This window comes from Pseudomonas sp. P1.31 (assembly GCF_001269815.1).
In the GTDB taxonomy this organism is placed as follows: Bacteria; Pseudomonadota; Gammaproteobacteria; order Pseudomonadales; family Pseudomonadaceae; genus Aquipseudomonas; species Aquipseudomonas rustica.
In genome coordinates this window covers 62849-81498 of record NZ_LHVN01000027.1, presented here as the reverse complement: position 1 = coordinate 81498, position 18650 = coordinate 62849, and the positions used below count along the sequence as shown (strand labels likewise).

The 18650-nt window shown below is 61.5% G+C and carries 5 protein-coding genes; all 5 read left to right on the top strand.

What is annotated here, in order from left to right:
* The first annotated feature begins 350 nt into the window (after nucleotides 1–350).
* The 5 genes from AD669_RS17200 to AD669_RS17180 all read left to right on the top strand — a co-directional run bounded on the left by AD669_RS17200 (nucleotide 351) and on the right by AD669_RS17180 (nucleotide 18646).
* Entirely contained in the window at nucleotides 351–10874 is a 10524-nt protein-coding gene (locus AD669_RS17200; protein ID WP_053121897.1) for an autotransporter-associated beta strand repeat-containing protein, read from the top strand.
* A gap of 234 nt (nucleotides 10875–11108) precedes the next feature.
* A complete protein-coding gene (locus tag AD669_RS17195; protein WP_053121896.1) occupies nucleotides 11109–13112 on the top strand; it encodes a type VI secretion system tip protein VgrG in 2004 nt (667 codons plus the stop codon).
* Nucleotides 13109–13975 carry a DUF4123 domain-containing protein gene (locus AD669_RS17190; RefSeq protein ID WP_053121893.1) on the top strand — a complete coding sequence of 289 codons (867 nt, stop codon included), beginning with the start codon at nucleotides 13109–13111 and terminating at the stop codon, nucleotides 13973–13975. The genes AD669_RS17195 and AD669_RS17190 overlap by 4 nt, the downstream gene beginning before the upstream one ends.
* Nucleotides 13976–14058: 83 nt before the next feature.
* Nucleotides 14059–17526 carry a toxin VasX gene (locus AD669_RS17185; RefSeq protein ID WP_256218875.1) on the top strand — a complete coding sequence of 1156 codons (3468 nt, stop codon included), beginning with the start codon at nucleotides 14059–14061 and terminating at the stop codon, nucleotides 17524–17526.
* Nucleotides 17516–18646 carry a hypothetical protein gene (locus AD669_RS17180; protein ID WP_082341459.1) on the top strand — a complete coding sequence of 377 codons (1131 nt, stop codon included), beginning with the start codon at nucleotides 17516–17518 and terminating at the stop codon, nucleotides 18644–18646. The genes AD669_RS17185 and AD669_RS17180 overlap by 11 nt, the downstream gene beginning before the upstream one ends.
* Nucleotides 18647–18650: the final 4 nt, after the last annotated feature.

Here is an 18650-nt window from a genome sequence, read left to right as displayed (position 1 = left end):
AAGAACCCTGTGGTGAGGGGATTTATCCCCGACGGGGCGCGCAGCGGCCCCAAAAAGCCAAGGCCTGCTGCGCAGTCCATCGGGGATGAATCCCCTCACCACAAAGGCCATCCCACAGGTTTCATATCAGCCTCAAGAGCCGTGAGTACGGGTCAAAAGGCTTATTCCAGACTGCTCTAGCACCAAAGTATTAATGCCATTTAACCAAGGCCCCATTGCAGGGCATCAACTAGCGTGTGTCAGGAATAGAACGGTTTTGTAATGACCGTCGCAGTCTTGATTCGCGTGTCGAATAAGCCGCTGCTTGTGCACGCCGTCAAGGAAGAATCTGGCCATACAAGGAGTAGCCCGTGGAAGCAAGGTTTGGTGTCGCCCTCGTCTCGCGTTTTTCCCCTCTTTCCCTTGCTGTGCATTTGAGCGTCGCCGGACTGTTGTTCGGCGGGGTGAGCACACCTGCGTTGGCTACGTGCTCCACATCCGGTTCGACCGTAACCTGTACCGGTGTGCCGTCACTGCCGCTGTTTCTGAATAACTTCGCTAGCGCCACCAGCGGTTTGACGGTTAACGTCAACAGCGGGGCGCAGATGAACGCGACCCTCGGCGGCCACGTGATGGACCTGACCGGGGTGAACATTTCCCTGAACAACTCCGGCACGATCGACCCGGCGCTGCTGGGTCTGGTCTCAGTGTTGAGCGGCGGTGCGTTTATCGGCACGGGCGCGACGAGTACGGTCAGTGTGCTCAACAATGCCAGCGGCATCATGCGGGGCACGGGGGCGCTGCTCGGGCTCAACCTGACCAGCATCGACGGCTTGGCGATTGGTGTGAACAACGCCGCAGCCGGCACCACCAGCATCACCAACAACGGCACCATCACCTCGACCGGACTCTCGATCGGCGGCATCACGTTGGCGGATACCCCGGTGATCGGCGTCTATGGCGGCTCGCAGGTCAACATGACCAACAGCAGCACCGGCGTCATCAACGGCCGGATCGCGTTCGAGACGTCGGCGGCGGGCAACACTTTCACCAACGCCGGTGCGATTACCGGTGGTGTGTCGATGGGGGCGGCGAGCACCAACACCTTCACGGCGGTAACCGGTTCTTCGGTGCAGGTGGGTGACGGTGTGCAGATCAGCGTCGGCCTCGGCGGTTTGATCGGCATCAACCTTACCTTCGCGCCAACCGGCACGGTCGATGGCGGTGCGGGCGGCACCAACAGCCTGATCCTGCAAAACCCGGTCGGCGTCGGCGGCGGTATCACCGGGACTGGCACGGCATCGAGCGCCACCTACGTCAACTTCAACAATCTGACGATCAACAGCGGCACCTGGACGTTGCAGGGGCCATTAGTCAGCGGCGCAACCACGCTCAATGGCGGTATCGCGAACTTCAATAACAACGCCACCTTCGGCAGCGGTGTGCTCACCTCCAATGGCGGGATTCTGCAGGCCAGCAATGCCGGGTTGAATATCAGCAATCTGATTTCCCTCGGTGCTGGCGGCGTCACGGTACAAGGCGGCAATGCCACCACCCTGAGCGGGGTGATTTCCGGCAGCGGTGGTTTCACCAAGGCCGGTACCGGCCAACTTAACCTCGGCGCCGCCAACACCTATCTGGGCAACACCACGCTCAATGGCGGCACGGTGCAAGTCAGCAATAATCTGGCATTCAGTGCCGGCACCCTCAACGTCACCGGCGCGACAACCCTGAGCGCACCGGGCACGATCAGCCTGGCCAACGCCATCAGCCTCGGCGGCACACTGACCGCTGGCGGTACCGGCGCACTGACCCTCGGCGGTTTGATCAGCGGCAGCAGCGGCTTGACCAAAACCGGCACCGGCAGCCTGACCCTCAGCGGCGCCAACGCTGGTTTCACCGGCACCACCACCCTCAGCGCCGGCAGCCTGCTGGTGACCAACAACAACTCGCTGGGCAGCGGTGTATTGAACACCGCCGCCGGCACCAGCCTCGACAGCACCGCCAACGTCACGCTGGCCAATAACATCGGCATGACCGGCGCGCTCAACGTGCTCGGCAGCAATGCGCTGACCCTCGGTGGCGTGTTGAGCGGAACCGGCGGCATCACCAAATCCGGGACTGCCAGCCTGACCCTGACTGGCAACAACACCAACAGCGGCAACACGCTGCTCAATGCCGGCAGCCTGCTGGTGGGCAGCAATACCGCGCTGGGCACGGGTGCGCTGAATACAGCCGCCGGGACCACGCTGGATGCGACGGCGGCGGTGACCCTGGCCAACGCCGTCGCGGTGACCGGGGCGCTGACCGTTGGCGGCACGCAGGCACTGGGCCTGAGCGGTATCGTCAGCGGCGCCGGCAACTTGATCAAGAACGGCACCGCCAACCTGAGCCTCAGCGGCAACAACACCTTCTCCGGCGGCACCGCGCTCAACGCCGGCACATTGATTGTCGGCTCCAACACCGCGCTGGGCACCGGCGCGTTGACCACCGCAGCGGGCACCACTCTCGATGCCAGCACGGCGGTCGCACTGACCAACGCAGTTTCGCTGGGCGGCAATTTGAACGTCGGCGGCAGCGCCAATCTGACCCTCGGCGGCATCGTCAGCGGCAGTGGCGGGCTGACCAAAAACGGCGCGGCCAACCTGATTCTCAACGGTGCCAACACCTTCCTCGGTGCCATTGCGCTGAACGCCGGCACGATCACCGCAGGCGCCAACGCGGCGCTGGGCAGCGGCAATATCACCGTGGGCGGTGTGGCTACGCTCGACAGCAATGCAGCGGTAACGCTGAACAATGCGATCACTCTCAACAACAGCCTGGGGATCGGTGGCAGCAACGCGTTGACCCTCGGCGGCGTGATCAGCGGCGCCAGCCAACTGGTGAAAAACGGCGCCGCGAATCTCACGCTTAACGGCAGCAACACCTACAGCGGCGGCACCACGCTGAATGCTGGCAGCCTCACCGTCGGCAACGGTGCAGCACTGGGCACGGGCGCCTTGTCGGTGGAAGGTGCGGGCACGCTCAACAGCAGCTCGGCCGCGACCCTGAACAACAACGTGATTCTCAACGCCAACCTCACCGCTGGTGGCGCTAATGCGCTGACCCTCGGCGGGGTGATCAGTGGCAGCAACGGTCTGATCAAAACCGGCGCTTCGAGCCTGACCCTCAACGGCAGCAACACCTACACCGGCACCACGGCACTGAACGCCGGCTCGCTGATCGTCGGCTCCAGCACCGCACTCGGCACGGGCACACTCAACGCCTCGAACGGCACCACCCTTGATGCAAGCACCGCCGCGACGCTTGCCAACAACGTCAACCTCTCCGGCACTTTGACTGTAGGCGGCACTAATGCGCTGACTCTTGGCGGTGTCGTCGCCGGTATCGGTGGATTGACCAAGAACGGCGCTGCCGACCTGACCCTCAACGGCGCCAACACTTATTTTGGCAACACGGCGCTGAACACCGGCAAACTGACCGTCGGCAGTAACACCGCGCTGGGCTCCGGCACATTAAACGCGGCGGCCAACACTTCGCTGGACGCCAACACCGCCGTCAGCCTCAACAACGCCGTGGCGCTCGCCGGTGCCTTGAACATCGGCGGCACGGCGAATATGACGCTGACCGGCCTGGTCAGCGGCGCCGGCAGTCTGGTGAAAGACGGTGCGGCCAATCTGATTCTCAACGCCGCCAACAACTACCTCGGCGGCACCACGCTGAATGCCGGCACCCTGACCGTCGGCAACAGCTCGGCGCTCGGCTCCGGAGCATTGACTGTCGCTGGCGCGGCAACGCTGGACAGCAACTCGCCGCTGGTCAGCCTCAACAACGCGGTTGCTTTGAATGCTGCGCTGACGGTTGGCGGCACGCAGAACCTGACCCTCGGCGGCGTCACCAGCGGTACCGGCCAATTGATCAAAAACGGCACTGCCAATTTGACCGTCAACGGCAACAACACCTTCAGCGGCGGCACCACACTGAATGGCGGCACGCTGACCCTGGGCAATGCCAACGGTCTGGGCAGTGGCGCGTTGATTGTCGGCGGCGCGGCAACGCTGGATAACAGCGCTTCGTTCGGCATCGGCAATGCCATTACCCTGAATGCCGGACTGACCGTCGCCGGCAACAACGATTTGAGTTTGAACGGCATCATCGACGGCGCTGGCAGCCTGACCAAAAACGGTCTGTCGGATCTGACCCTCGCTGGAAGCAATACCTTTACTGGTGCGCTGAATATCGTCTCCGGCAGCGTCACCACGCTCAATACCAATGCGCTGGGCAACACTTCCGGGGTCAACATCAGCGCCGGCGCCGGGCTGAATCTGGGCAGCGATGCCAGCCTCGGCGCGCTGACCGGCAGCGGCAGTGTGCAACTGACCGGCAGTAACACCCTGACCGTCGGCGCCGGCAACGTCACCAGCACGTTCGACGGTGACCTCAGCGGCAGCGGCGGTCTGGTCAAAGTCGGCACCGGCACCCTGAACCTCACCGGTATCAATGGGATTACCGGCAACACCGCGATCAACGGCGGCATCGTCGATCTCAGTGGTTCGCTGGGCAGTGCACAGGTCAACGTCAACACCGGCGGTACCCTCACCGGTACCGGTTCGGCGCTTGGTAGCGTTAACGTCAATAGCGGCGGCCATCTGGCGTTGTCGTCGGGCAACCAACTATCCGCCGGGGCGCTGACCCTCGCGGCTGGCAGCAATGTCGATGTGGCGCTAGGCACACCGTCGACCACGTCGCTGATGAACGTCGGCGGCAACCTCACCCTCGACGGCAATCTCAACGTCAATGACGCGGGTGGTTTCGGCGTCGGCGTTTATCGCCTGTTCAACTACACCGGCGCCCTGACCAATCTCGGTCTGGATGTCGCCAGCGTGCCGGTCGGTTACGGCCTCGGCGATCTGCTGGTGCAGACCGGCGTACCCAATCAGATCAATATTCAGGTGTCGGCGCCGAATTCCAATATCCGCTACTGGGACGGCAGTCAGACCATCGCCAACGGTGTGGTCGACGGTGGCAGCGGCACGTGGAATGCGGTCGGCACCAACTGGACCGACGCCAATGGCTTGGTCAACCAGCCGTGGGCCGGCGACTTCGCGGTGTTCCAGGGCACCGCCGGCACCGTGACGGTCAACGGCACGCAAGCGTTCACCGGCATGCAATTCCTCACCGATGGCTACAACGTGGTCAACGGTGCGGCGGGGCAACTGACCGCAGTCAACGGCACCGGAGGCACCACTTCGTTGCGCGTTGATCCGGGTGTGACCGCGACCATCAATGCCAATATCGACGGCAGCGGCATCCTCAATAAACTCGACAGCGGCACGCTGGTTCTGGGCGGTGCCAACACTTATACCGGCGGCACTCAACTGGACGGCGGCAAAATTATCGTCGGCAGCAACACCGCGCTGGGCACCGGTACATTGACGGCGAATGCCGGCACGCAACTGGACAGCAACGCAGCCGTGACGCTGGCCAACGCTGCGACACTGAATGGCAACCTCACCGTGGTTGGCAGCAATGCGTTGACCCTCAATGGCGTGATTGGCGGTACTGGCGGTCTGATCAAAACCGGCGCGGCGAACCTGACCCTTGGCGGCAATAACGCCTTCCTCGGGCCGGTAGCGCTGAACGCTGGCGGGCTGATTCTGGCGTCGAACTCGGCGCTCGGTTCCGGCACTTTGAATGCGGCGGGCGGTACCACGCTGGATGCGAGCACCGCAGTGTCGCTGAACAACGCGGTCAACCTGGCCGGCAATCTCGGCATCGTCGGCACGGCGGATCTGACGCTGGCCGGCACGGTCAACGGCGCGGGCAGCCTGAGTAAAAATGGCGCGTCGAACCTGACCCTCAGCGGCAACAACAACTTCCTCGGCGGCACCACTCTCAATGCCGGCACCCTGACCGCCGGCAGCAACTCGGCGCTGGGTCTGGGCAACCTCACCGTCGCCGGTGCCTCGGCGCTGGACAGCAACAGCGCGCTGAGCCTGGGCAATAACGTCGTGCTCAACGCCAATCTGAGCAACACCGGCAGCAACAACCTGACGCTGGCGGGTGTAGTCAGCGGCGCGGGCGGACTGATCAAGGACGGCGCGTCGAACCTGACTCTCAACGGCATCAACACCTTCACCGGCGGCACCACGCTGAACGCCGGTACGCTGACCCTTGGTACCGGCGGATCTCTGGGCAGCGGCGTGCTGACCGTGGCCGGTGCTTCGACCCTCGACAACTCGGCGCCGCTGGTGCTGGCCAACAACCTCAACGTCAACGCGAATCTGGCGCTGGCCGGTAACAACAACCTGACCCTCGGCGGCGTGATTGCCGGCGCCGGCACGCTGACCAAAAACGGTCTGGCCGACGTGACTTTGAGCGGCAACAACACCTTCAGCGGCACCTTCGATGTGGCATCCGGCAGCCTGACCACGCTGAGTGGTGCGGCGCTGGGCAACAACGCCACGGTCAATCTCGCGGGTGGCGCGGCGCTGAATCTCGGTGCTTCGGGCAGCCTTGCCAGCCTCACCGGCAGCGGCACTGCGTTGATCGGCACGGGCAACACATTGAGCCTTGGCGGCAACAATATCAGCAGCACCTTCGCCGGCATCCTCAGCGGCGACGGCGGCCTGACCAAGCTCGGCACCGGCACGCTGACCCTCAGCGGCATCAGCGACCTGACCGGCGACACCAGCGTCAACGCCGGCACCTTGCAGGTCAACGGTTCGCTGGCCAGCGGCAATGTGCTGGTCAACAACGGCGGCACCCTCGGCGGCAGCGGCACCTTGACCGGAGCCTTGACGGTGGCCGATGGCGGTCATCTGGCGGGCGTCACCGGCAGTACGCTGAACGTGAGTTCACTGGTGCTCAACGGCAACTCCAACTTCGACGTCGGCCTCGGTACACCGGTCTCCGGCGGCGGCAATGCGCTGGTCAATGTCGGCGGCAACCTGACCCTCGACGGCACCCTCAACGTCAGCGACATCGGTGGTTTCGGCAGCGGCGTGTATCGCCTGATCAACTACACCGGCGGCCTGACCGATAACGGCATGTTGATCGGCACCGTGCCGGGCAGCGTCACCCCCGGCGATTTGACCCTGCAAACTGCTCTGGCCAATCAGATCAATCTGCTGGTGACCGCGCCGGGCGTCACCGTGCAGTTCTGGGACGGCAATCAATTGATTGCCAACGGTTCGGTCGAAGGAGGCAACGGTACTTGGGGCACAGGCACCACTAACTGGACGGACGTCAACGGCACGACCAATCAGGCCTGGACCAGCAACTTCGCAGTATTCCAGGGCGCGGCGGGCACAGTTACGGTCAACGGCGCGCAAACCGTCACCGGGCTGCAATTTGTCACCGACGGCTACAGCCTGCAAAACGGCACGGCTGGTTCGCTGAATCTGGTCAACGGCTCCTTGGGCAACGCCACTGTGCGTGTTGACCCGAACGCCACCGCGACCATCGGCGTAGCGCTCAACGGCGCCGGCACGCTGGGTAAATACGACACCGGTACGCTGGTGCTCAACGCGGCCAACGGTTACACCGGCGGCACGGCGCTTAACGGCGGCAAGATTGTCGTGGGCAACGACGCAGCGCTCGGCACGGGCGTCTTGACCGCCGCCGACGGCACCGCGCTGGACAGCAACGCGGACATCAGCCTCGCCAACGATGTGCTGCTCAACGGTGGCTTGAATATCGCCGGCAGCAACGCCTTGACCCTCGACGGTGATGTCAGCGGCAGCGGCAGTCTGATCAAGTCTGGCACTTCGAGCCTGACCCTCAACGGCAACAACACTTACAGCGGTGGCACGCAACTCGCCGACGGTTCGCTGGTGCTGGGCAATAACAGCGCCATCAGCAGCGGTGCCTTGAGTGTGACCGGCAACGGCACTCTCGACAGCACCTCGGCGCTGCAACTGGCCAACGCGATCAACCTCGGTGCGCAACTGACCCTGGCCGGTAACCAGGACACCACACTGCTCGGCGCGATCACCGGCACCGGCAGTCTGCTGAAAAACGGCACGGCTGATCTGACGCTCAGCGGCGCCAACACTTACAGCGGTGGCACCACGTTGAATGGCGGCAACACCTTCGGCGACACCAGCAGCCTGCAAGGCGCGATCGTCAACAACGCGACGCTGACCTTCGAGCAAAACGCCGATGGCAGCTACACCGGCAACCTCACCGGCACCGGCACGCTGAACAAAACCGGCACCGGCCAATTGCTGCTGACCGGCAACAACGGCTTCACCGGCAACACCTCGGTGCAGGCGGGCAACCTGAGCGTCAACGGCGTGCTCAACAGCGCCAACGTCGCGGTGGCCAGCGGTGCCAGTGTTGGCGGCAGCGGCACGCTCGCTGGCAACGTGCAACTGGCCGACGGCGCGACATTGCTTGGTGGCGGCGCAGCGGCGCCATTGTCGGTTGGTGCGCTGAGCTTGTCCTCGGGCACTAACCTGGACTTCAGCCTGGGTTCGGCGGCGAGTTCCACCACCGTGGTCAACGTCGCCGGCAATCTGACCCTCGACGGTACGCTGAACATCAGCAACGCCGGCGGCTTCGGCACTGGCGTCTATCAACTGTTCAGCTACGGCGGCAGCCTGACCGACAACGGTCTGGTCTATGGCAGCCTGCCGGTGCCGGTCGACAACCTGACGCTGCAAACCGCGATTGCCAACCAGATCAACCTGCTGGTGCAAAACGCCCCGGGTGAAGTGCAGTTCTGGAACGGCGGCAAAACCAATCCGGACGGCACCATCGATGGCGGTAGCGGCGTGTGGGGCCCGGACACCAACTGGACTGACCCGACCGGTACTCAGGCGCAAGGTTCGACCGGTCAATTCGCGGTGTTTGGCGGCACGGGTGGCACGGTCACCGTGGTCGGCAATCAGCAATTCACCGGCATTCAGTTCCTTGCCAACGGCTACAACCTGACACCGGGTGCGGGCGGCACGCTGACCCCGGTCAACGGTGCCGACGGCAGCCTCGCACCGGTGCGGGTCAATGCCGGGGCCAGTACCGAAATCGCCGTGCCGCTGGTGGGCACCGGGGGTATCGAGAAACTGGATTCCGGCACGTTGATTCTCAGTGGCGCGAATACTTACAGCGGTGGCACCACCATCAGCGGCGGTACGCTGATCGGTAACACCACCAGCCTGCAAGGCAACATCCTCGACAACGCTGCCCTGGTGTTCCAACAGAATGTTGACGGTCGTTTCAATGGGACGCTCAGTGGTAGCGGATCGATCGCCAAACGGGGCGACGGCACGCTGTTGTTGACCGGTAATCAACCATTCAGCGGCACGGTGTCGGTGGATCAAGGTGTGCTGCAAGTGGGCAGCCGCGCTGCGACGGCTTCGCTCGGTGGCCAGGTGACCGTGGCCAACGGTGCAGGTCTGAGCGGCAACGGCAGCGTCGGCTCGGTCGTCAACCACGGTGTGGTGGCGTCGGGCGGCGAGGCGGGCAATCTGAGCGTCGCCGGCAACCTGACCAACGCCGCTGATGGTGTGCTGGCCCTGACGGTCAACTCGCCAACCGCCACGCCGTTGGCTGTCGGCGGCACGGCGGCACTGGACGGTGGTCTGCAAGTGACAGCACTGGCGCCGTTCACGGGCGCCACCACTTACATGCTGATCACGGCGGGCGGTGGTGTCACTGGCACCTTCAGCGCAGCGGATCTGCCGCAATACGCCTTCCTCAGCACCGCGCTGGTGTATGACGCCAATGCGGTGAACCTGGCGGTCAGCCGCAACGGCAACTCGTTTGCCGATGTCGCCGCCACCGGCAACCAGAGTCGTACCGCCACCGCGCTGGACAACAATGGCCCGGCAGGTGCGGAGTTGCAGAACCAGATCATCAACCTCAGCGTGGCCGGTGCGCGCAATGCCTTCGACAGTCTGTCCGGGGAGATTCATGCCAGCACCGCCAGCGCGATGCTTGAGGATTCACGTTACGTGCGCGAGGCGGTCAACGATCGCATGCGCCAACCGTCGTGCAGCGCTGCGGATGATCCACGCCGCGCGCTGGCGCCAAGTGACAACCAACTGAGCAGCAACGGTTGCCACGGCGAAATGGTCGGCTGGGCGCGCGCACTCGGCGCCTGGGGTGAATCGGATGGCGACAGCAACAGCGCCAGCCTCGATCGCAACCTCAGCGGCTTCATGCTCGGCACCGACAAGCAACTCGACGATTCGTGGCGCGTGGGCATGGCGGCCGGTTACACCCGCAGCGACCTCGATGCCCATGATCGTCGCTCGGATGCCACCGTCGAAAGCTACCACCTGGCGGCGTACCTCAACTCGCAGTTCGATGCACTGGCGGTGCGCCTCGGCGCGGCGTACAGCTGGCACGACATCGAGACCAAACGCGACGTCAGCGTCGGCAGCTACAACGATCGTCTGGAAGCCAATTACGACGCACGCACTGCGCAGGTGTTCGGTGAAGTCGGTTACACCGTCGAAGCGGCCGGCATCGCGCTGGAGCCGTTCGCCGGTCTGGCGTACGTCAACTACGACAGCGACAAGGCCAAGGAAAAAGGCGGGGTAGGGCGTCTGAAGGCGGAAGCCGATCAGGACATCACCTTCTCCACCCTCGGCCTGCGCGCCGGCAAAGTCATCACCCTGGCCAACGGCGGGCAATTCACCCCGCGCGCGGCCATCGGCTGGCGCCATGCCTTCGGCGACACCAAACCCGACGCTGACCTGACCTTCATCGACGGCGGCGCCTCGTTCAGCACCCAAGGCGTGCCGATCGCCAAGGACAGCGCGATCGTCGAAGCGGGCGTCGACTTCCAGATCAGCCCGACCGGCAAACTGGGCATTGGTTATTCGGGGCAACTGTCGAATGACAACAATGACCATGCGATGACGGTGAGCTTTAGTCTGGGTTTCTGATTAGGGTTGAAGCACCTGTTTAATCGCCCGCAAGGGCGGTTTTTTTTCAAGATCAAAAGATCGCAGCCTTCGGCAGCTCCTACACAAATCACAATGTAGGAACTGCCGCAGGCTGTGATCTTTTGATCTTGAGCGTCTCGGATATGTCCTACACGATTAACCGATTCGCCTGACTGCGCCTATTCTCAAATCCACGCAAAGTCCCGAGCCCAAAAAAGGCATAGGGACATGTGTATGTCTGGCGTCAGTGAACCTGTTGTTTTCAAGCTCGAAATCGAAGGTTTTTCGCACGACTTCCAGGTATTCGAATTTCGAGCCAGTGAGGCGCTCAATAAAACCTTCGAAGTTGCACTCGAGCTGGTCAGCGAACGCCGCGATCTCGATCTCGAATCCCTTTTGCATCGTCCGGCCTTTCTGTCGTTCTGTCCGGACGGCTCCGGTATTCATGGCCAGATTTATCGAGTTGCCCAAGGTGACTCCGGCACACGTCTGACCCGCTACCAGATCGTTCTGGTGCCGCATCTGGCCTATCTCGCTCATCGTCACAATCAACGGATTTTTCAGCACCAGAGCGTGCCGCAAATCATCGCCCAGGTATTGAGTGACCACGGCATGCAGCCGGATGCCTGGCGCTTTGGGCTCAGCGGCGATTACCAGCCCCGCCTGTATTGCGTGCAGTTCGACGAGACAGACTTGTTCTTCATCCAGCGTTTGTGTGAGGAGGAGGGACTGCACTTCCATTTTCAGCACAGTCGCGATGGGCATTTACTGGTGTTCGGCGACGATCAGAGCGCGTTCCCCTGTCCGGCAGCACCGACGCCTTATACACAAGGCAGCGGCATGGTTGCCGAGGCCGCAGTCATAGACCGCTTCAATGTCCGACTGGAAACCCGCACCACGCAAGTCAGTCGCCGTGATTACCACTTCCAGAAGCCCATGGTGCAACTGGAAGCCGAAGCCAAAGAGACGCGCCTTCCAGCGCTTGAGGATTACAGCTTTCCTGGGCAATTCACCCATCGTGATCAGGGTAAACATTTAAGTCAGCGCGCGCTTGAGCGGCATCGCGCCGATTATCGACAGGGACATGGGCGCAGCGATCAAAGCTTGATGTGCAGTGGCAGCTTCGTCGACATGAGCGAACACCCTCGCGCCGACTGCAATGGCTTGTGGCTGCTGACGCGTATCGAACACATTGGCCGACAGCCGCAAGTGCTGGAAGAGTCGGCGTCTGACCCGGGCGCTGACGACGGCTTCAGTCAGGGCTATCGCAACCACTTCGTCGCGACGCCTTGGGACGTCAGTTTTCGTCCCGCGCTCGAACACCGAAAACCCCGAATCAACGGTAATCAGCATGCGGTAGTGACCGGTCCGCCCGGCGAAGAGATTTACTGCGATGCCTACGGCCGAGTGAAAGTCCAACTGCTGTGGGATCGCGAAGGCCAACTCAATGAGCAATCCAGCTGTTGGCTACGTGTCGCCACTGGCTGGGCTCAGGACCAATACGGCAGCGTGCAGATTCCGCGCGTTGGCATGGAAGTGCTGGTCGGATTCACTGAGGGCGATCCGGACAAGCCGTTCGTGTTGGGATGCTTGCCCAATGCGGTGACGCCGGTGCCGCTGGATCTGCCAGCAGAGCAGACCCGTAGTATTTGGCGCAGCCAGAGCACCCCCGGTGGTGGCGGTTACAACGAGTTGCGCATCGAGGACAAACAAGGCGCCGAAGAGATCGCCATCCGCGCACAGCGTGATTTTGTTCAGCTTGTGCTCAATGACCAACGGATTCAGGTCGACCATCAGCGCACCGTCGTCGTTGGCGGCATTGCCAGTCATGAACTGCACAGCGATGAGCACCATCTGACCCACGGCAATCGCCTGACCGAACTGAAACAGGACGATCACCTGTGGGTGCAAGGCGACCGGCATATTCGGGTCGCCAGTCAGCGGCTCAGTGCCGGCCAGCAAATCCATCTTGGCGCCGGGCAGCAGGTGGTTATCGATGGCGGCACCCATGTGACGATCAAGGCCGGGGGGCATTGGTTGACGCTCGGCCCGGAAGGCATTTACAGCAGCGTGGCGATTGTTCAGGGCGGCGCTCCTGCCTTGGGAATGGCGGCGGAACCGTTGGTGCCTGGAGCGTTGCCATTGCTGAAGGTGGCGTTTGATCCGGTTCAGCAGCGCCATGCCTTGGTGTCCACGCGCGCCTCGCGTTGCCTGATTTGCGAGGCGGCCCGCGCATGAGCCGTTTGACTTCTTTGCCTGACGACTTGCCATGGGCCGAACAGCAGGCCTTTTTGCTGCTGGACGGGGCGACGATCAGTGATCTGCCTTCGCGGTTAAAGCAGATTAGCCCTGCGGTCAGCACATTCGCCCTTTATGACCAGCCACCTTTCGCGGCGCTGCGCGATATTTCACCTCTGCTCGTGGCCATCCAGCGGGCGGACGAACCATTGGCACAGTTCTTCTTGCAACACGCGGAGCAGGAGTGGGGCGTGCTGCTGTTCAGCGCCGCGCCGATGCACAGTGTCGTCGAGCACCTGTGCAAACTGCTGACAGTCGAATTGCCGGCCGGGCAATCAGCGTTGTTGCGGCTGGCCGATGCGGCAGTTGTCCATGCGCTGTTTGCCAACGCCGATAAGTGTTTGTTTGGACCTTTGACCTGTGTGTTGACCGCGGACTGCGTCAACGAGGTCTGGCACATTCATCGGCCTCGGCGGGCTGAGTGCCCGGTGCTTCCTGTCCCTTATTGCCTGAGCCCTGAACAGAACGCGGCGCTGGATCAGGTTGATGGGCGCCGAGCGTTGCTGGATCTGGATGCGCACCTGTTGAAGCACTTTTGCGCCTTTCATGTCGGGCAAACCCTGCGCCAGCGCTGGCCAACGCTGCAGCAAATGGAAGCCCAGGCCAGCGCGCTTGGCCTGAGCAGCCGATCCGAATTGTTCAATTACGCCAACCTGCTGGCGTTGCTCGGCAGCCGCGATATCGCCCAACACCCGCAAATTCACCACTTGCTCCACACGCCCTCTCTGCAATCACCGGGCGAGCGCATCACGCTGGCCGTTGATCTGGCGCAGCGTTCGGCCAGTCAGAGGGAACGACCATGACCCATCCCGCTATCCTCGACGCTGCCGCCGCCTCGAAAGCTCCCATCGTTGCGCCCGCGGCTTGCTCGCTGCAACAAACCCATGTGCAACTGCTGCCGCTGAGCTACGGCCTGGTGGAAAGAGCGTTCGATCCGAGCAGCGAACTGAAATTGTCGTACACCTTGACCGCGCGCGCACTGGGCATCCGTCGGCTGCGCGATGGCTGGCTGTACATCATCGACAACCTCAGTGGCGAGCTTTACGAGTATCAGGTGCTCGACGGCATCGTCACTGCATTGTTGCACCAGGGCAAGACGGTCAGCGAGGATCAGCGCGGGGCCATCGAAGAGCGTCCGGCGCTGATCTTCTCCCGCAAAAGCACGCTGCACGTGACCTTCGCCGAGGTGCAGTGGACAGCGGGCAAATGCGCTCAGGTGCTCGACAGTCGCGAAGACCGTGAGCATTTCATGCAAGCGGTCGATCTGGCCGCCGTGAATTGTCTGGTCGGTGGCGAACATTTGCTGACCGTGGCGCAGACCAGACAGTGGCTGGCAGAGGTGGCTACCGTTGCCGGGGCTGTCGCAGAGGAGGGCGCGAGCCGGTTGCCAACTGTGCAGGTCAGCGACGCCCCCGAGCACGAACGTGAACCTTATCTGTGGGAACAGCCCCGGCGTTTTCGCGAGGCGCATATCGGCGAGTTTCTCGGTCGGGTGCGCGGTCCTTATCAGGACGACACGCTTTTTCTGCTGGTCAATGATGATTTGGGCGTGATGCGCGATCTGGCCGAGTATCAGGACACCGTGGTCGGCTGGGTCGAAGCGTGGAGCAACACGGCCGACAACGAACGTGATTATCTGCTGGCCAGTTACATCGAATCACTGAGCCAACTGAGCACTACCGATTTCGACGCATTGGCCAAGGCTAGTGAGCAGCCGCAGGCCAAGGCCCTGTTTGCCGATATTGAGCAGTTGCCTGAACCGGATCGGGAGAACACGCGCAAGGCGTTGCTCGATTACTTGAACAAGGGCGGGGATGTCCAACCCGATGCACCGGCGCCGCCAGACCTGCAGAAGCTGCGTGCCAAGGGGCCGGACGACGAAATGCAGGCAAACCGCTCTGCGCCCACGGCCGAAGTGGATCGGCGTTTTTACACGCGCCAGTACTTTGAAGCGGTCGCTCCTGAGGACTTTGTGGAGCAGCATCTGGCGACCCTGATCAAGCTCGGCAAGGATCAGGATCGTCGCATGCGCGATGTACTCGACGGCCCGATACTCAGCGGCAAACGCGGGGTCAACGACCTGATCGACCGTCCGGCGATGGACGAAAGACTGAACCTGCTGCGCGACGACCTCGGCCGCTGGAACCGCTTGCTCGAGCGTATCACCGCCGACCGCACGCAACTGTTGGTCGCCGGCCGCTTTCACCGCGCAGCCTGGTACTACGACGCGCAACTCGCGGCCCAACTCCATCAAGCCCTCAGCGCCGAATACGCCTGCCTCAAGGATCTCTGCCGCAGCGACGAAGCAAGCGAACAAATGCTCAGCTATCTGGAGGAACACCCGGAACTGACCCGACCCGTCTTCTACACCTTGCCGCTGCGCCTGCAAGCGGAGCAGAGCGGGCAGTACTCAACGCTGTTCAATGCGCTCATGGCCACGTTCAACAACCTGCCGGACTGGCTGGCCAAACTGAAAAAGATCGAACAACCGCAACTGCCGGCCCTCGACGATATGCCCGAGCACACCCGCACCGTCGCGGCTGCCGTACAGGACACCTACAGCCCGGCACTGAACCTGGGCCTGAACCGTGTGCTGGAAGGCTTCGACCTGTCGAGCGAGAAAATCCCCGACCTCGATGAACTCTTCCAGCGCCTGCCCAAAGCACTGCGCCTGCGCCTCTTCGACGCGGCAAAAACCAGCGGCGTGACCTTCACCGTCGCCAGCCCCGCAGAGCAAACCGCGCTGCAAACCGCAATCAAGGAATTGCTGCGTGAGCGCGACTACCTGAAAACCCTCAACCGCGAACGCAACCAGATCACCCACAACAAGAATCACCAAGGCCATAAAACGCCGAGGGCGGTGCAATTGCAGGAAGAGATCGTGCGGGTACGGGCGCAGTTGACGCAGATCGAAGGACGATTGGCGACGGCATTGAGCCCGATTGCCGAAGTGCCGGATAACTCGGCCCGACTGTACGGCGCCACGCCTGCGCGAGCGGGAGTGACGGTGCTGTTTCCGCCGGCGCAGCAGGGGGAGTTGAGGAGTCTGTTGGGGAATATTCGGATGGGAGTGAGTGGGGTGTCGGCGGGGAGTTTGGTGAAGACGGAGGGGATGGGGTTGGTGGTGGTTTTGGTGCAGGTGGTGAATTTGGTGGGGGCTATTAAAGAACTGACCAAACAGGCCAAAAACAAGCGGGTGTGGGCTCCACTTTACGGTGCATTGGCGAGCGCTGGGGCTGCGGGGTTTACAGCGGCTCAGAGTCTCGCTGATACAGCATTGAAAGCTAGGAGCTCGGCGCTTGTTGCTGCGCTTCAACCTCATGCTTTGCAACACGTACATGTGCAGATGGGGAAGTTGCATATTGGGTTGGGTATGTTCACCTATGGCTTCGGATTGGTTTCTTCAGCGATTAGCCTTAGAAACCAATATCAAAATTTTCAACAGGCGATCCGCAGCGGTAATCACTCGGCTCAAGCTGCAGCCGCATTGGCGACACTAGGTGCTGGTGGAATGACGGCCGCTAATGCTTACGGCTTAAGCAACACCTTACGCGCGGGCTACACCGTATTTTCCGCACCAAATAGTGCTGCACGAACAGCTGCATGGGCCGCAGCCGGCACACGTCTTTCTATCGTATTTTTTCGCTTCAATCTGGCGGGGGCCTTGTTCACAGTGCTGGAACTCAGTGGCACCTGGCTGTTCAACCGCTACAACCTTAGCGCCCACGACAAGTGGCTGAAAATCACGCCTTGGAGCCGGGACACGGAGATGCGCGGCAACCACTCCCTAGAGGACTATCAAAGCTATCTGGCCTTTCTGATCCACGCGCCTTATGCGCAACTTGGCCTAAATCCGTACGACTCCTGGCTGAAAAACTTGCTGTTCAAAGCCAAATCCAGCGATATCCATCTGGTGCTGCCAAGTCTGACTTTGAGTGATCTCCTACCTCCTCTTGGGGGCAAATCGAAATATCGATTAGGCATCGGCGCGCACCGTATTTCCATTCCCCTGCACAGTCGAGGAACCCCAAGAGAACGAAAGGACGTGATCAGTGAAGAGGTCGTCAGTAGCTTACGCATCGTAGATTCCACGCCTGAAAGACTGGTGCTTTGTCTTCAGTATCCAGTGGATCCTGATTCTGAATTCATTCCCGCGAAGGAAACGTTGGAACTGGCTGTTTGCATTCAACAAATGGGTGACGAAGGTGAATGGGCATCACGGACTCGCGTCATACATCTAAACCCAAAGGGTGAAGGACATTTCGCTGTTGTCGCGCCTCAACTGGTCAAGGGGAACCCGCCCATGTTACTGGTTGAAGCTCAATTCCTGGAGCAGGCCGACCATGCGGAGTAATCACGATGAACCAAAAGGTACGCCGCATCTCGAACAGCCACGAAAAGCCGGAGACATCGAACCGTTTCCGAGCGGAAAAATCACGTATCTCGCTCCGCTACCCTTGCCAACTCCAATGCCGGCTTATGGACCACATATTGGCGAGCTGAATGACGTGTTCATGGACTTTGGCTTGGGATCTCCCCAGATTTTTATGTGGCAAATGACGTTGGGCGGACCATTCAGCGTCGCCTTCTCGACGGCGTTTTTGTTGCCAATAATCGGTGGCTTCATGTTCTTTCTGTTCGGGGGTGGTTGGGATGATGTTTCTCATGCCATCAAAGGGCTTTTTAATGAAGGCAAGGGGGTTTCATTGTTTGTAGGATGTCTCATGCTCGTTATTGGTCTAGGTGTCTGGCACCACGTCCACAAAAAACGCGCCTCAATCATCCCAACTCGCTTCAACCGCCAACGCCGCGAAGTCTGCTTCATGCCTGCAGGCGAAACCGAACCGGTCTTCGTCCCATGGGAATCTCTTTCCGCCTGGATCATCGAAGCCCAAGGCGCAACCCAATACGGCATCCACCGCCAATACGGCATGGGTATCGGTTTCTACCAAGGCGAAACCCTTACCAGCCTCGAATTCCAATGCGCCGGCCTGCCCCTCGCGATCAGCCACTGGGAAGCGATCCGCGGCTACATGGAATACGAGGTTAACGACCTCAAATCGATTCAAGACTTGCAAGACCTGCAAGGCCCAGACGACCCGCCTCACGAAGGTCTGCACACTTTTCGCAACGCCCGCGCCCGCATGCATCAGCAGATTCGCGACGGTTCACGCACGCGGCTGTCCGGGTTCTTCTGGTACCTGTATCACTTCATGACGTTGTGGACGATTCCCAACCACCTCGTCGAATGGGAAGTGCGCCGCCTTGAAAGGATCGGCAAGCAAACGCTGCCCGATGTCATGCGCGAATGGTCGGAGCCAATACCAGAAGAGCAGTGGGCCAAACCGAGTGCAGAGTTGTTGCACTTGAGTGAGTTGGTACGCCAGATGCAAAAGCGCCAGCCGCATCGACCGATTACCGAGATTTTTGCTGAGGTACAGCGCACGGCACCAACCGGTAAGCGTCGCGCATGAACGC

Excerpts from the sequence above, each read along its gene's own strand:
- AD669_RS17195 (WP_053121896.1), top strand. The coding sequence starts at position 11,109 with ATGTCTGGCGTCAGTGAACCTGTTGTTTTCAAGCTCGAAATCGAAGGT.
- AD669_RS17190 (WP_053121893.1), top strand. The coding sequence starts at position 13,109 with ATGAGCCGTTTGACTTCTTTGCCTGACGACTTGCCATGGGCCGAACAG.
- AD669_RS17180 (WP_082341459.1), top strand. The coding sequence starts at position 17,516 with ATGCGGAGTAATCACGATGAACCAAAAGGTACGCCGCATCTCGAACAG.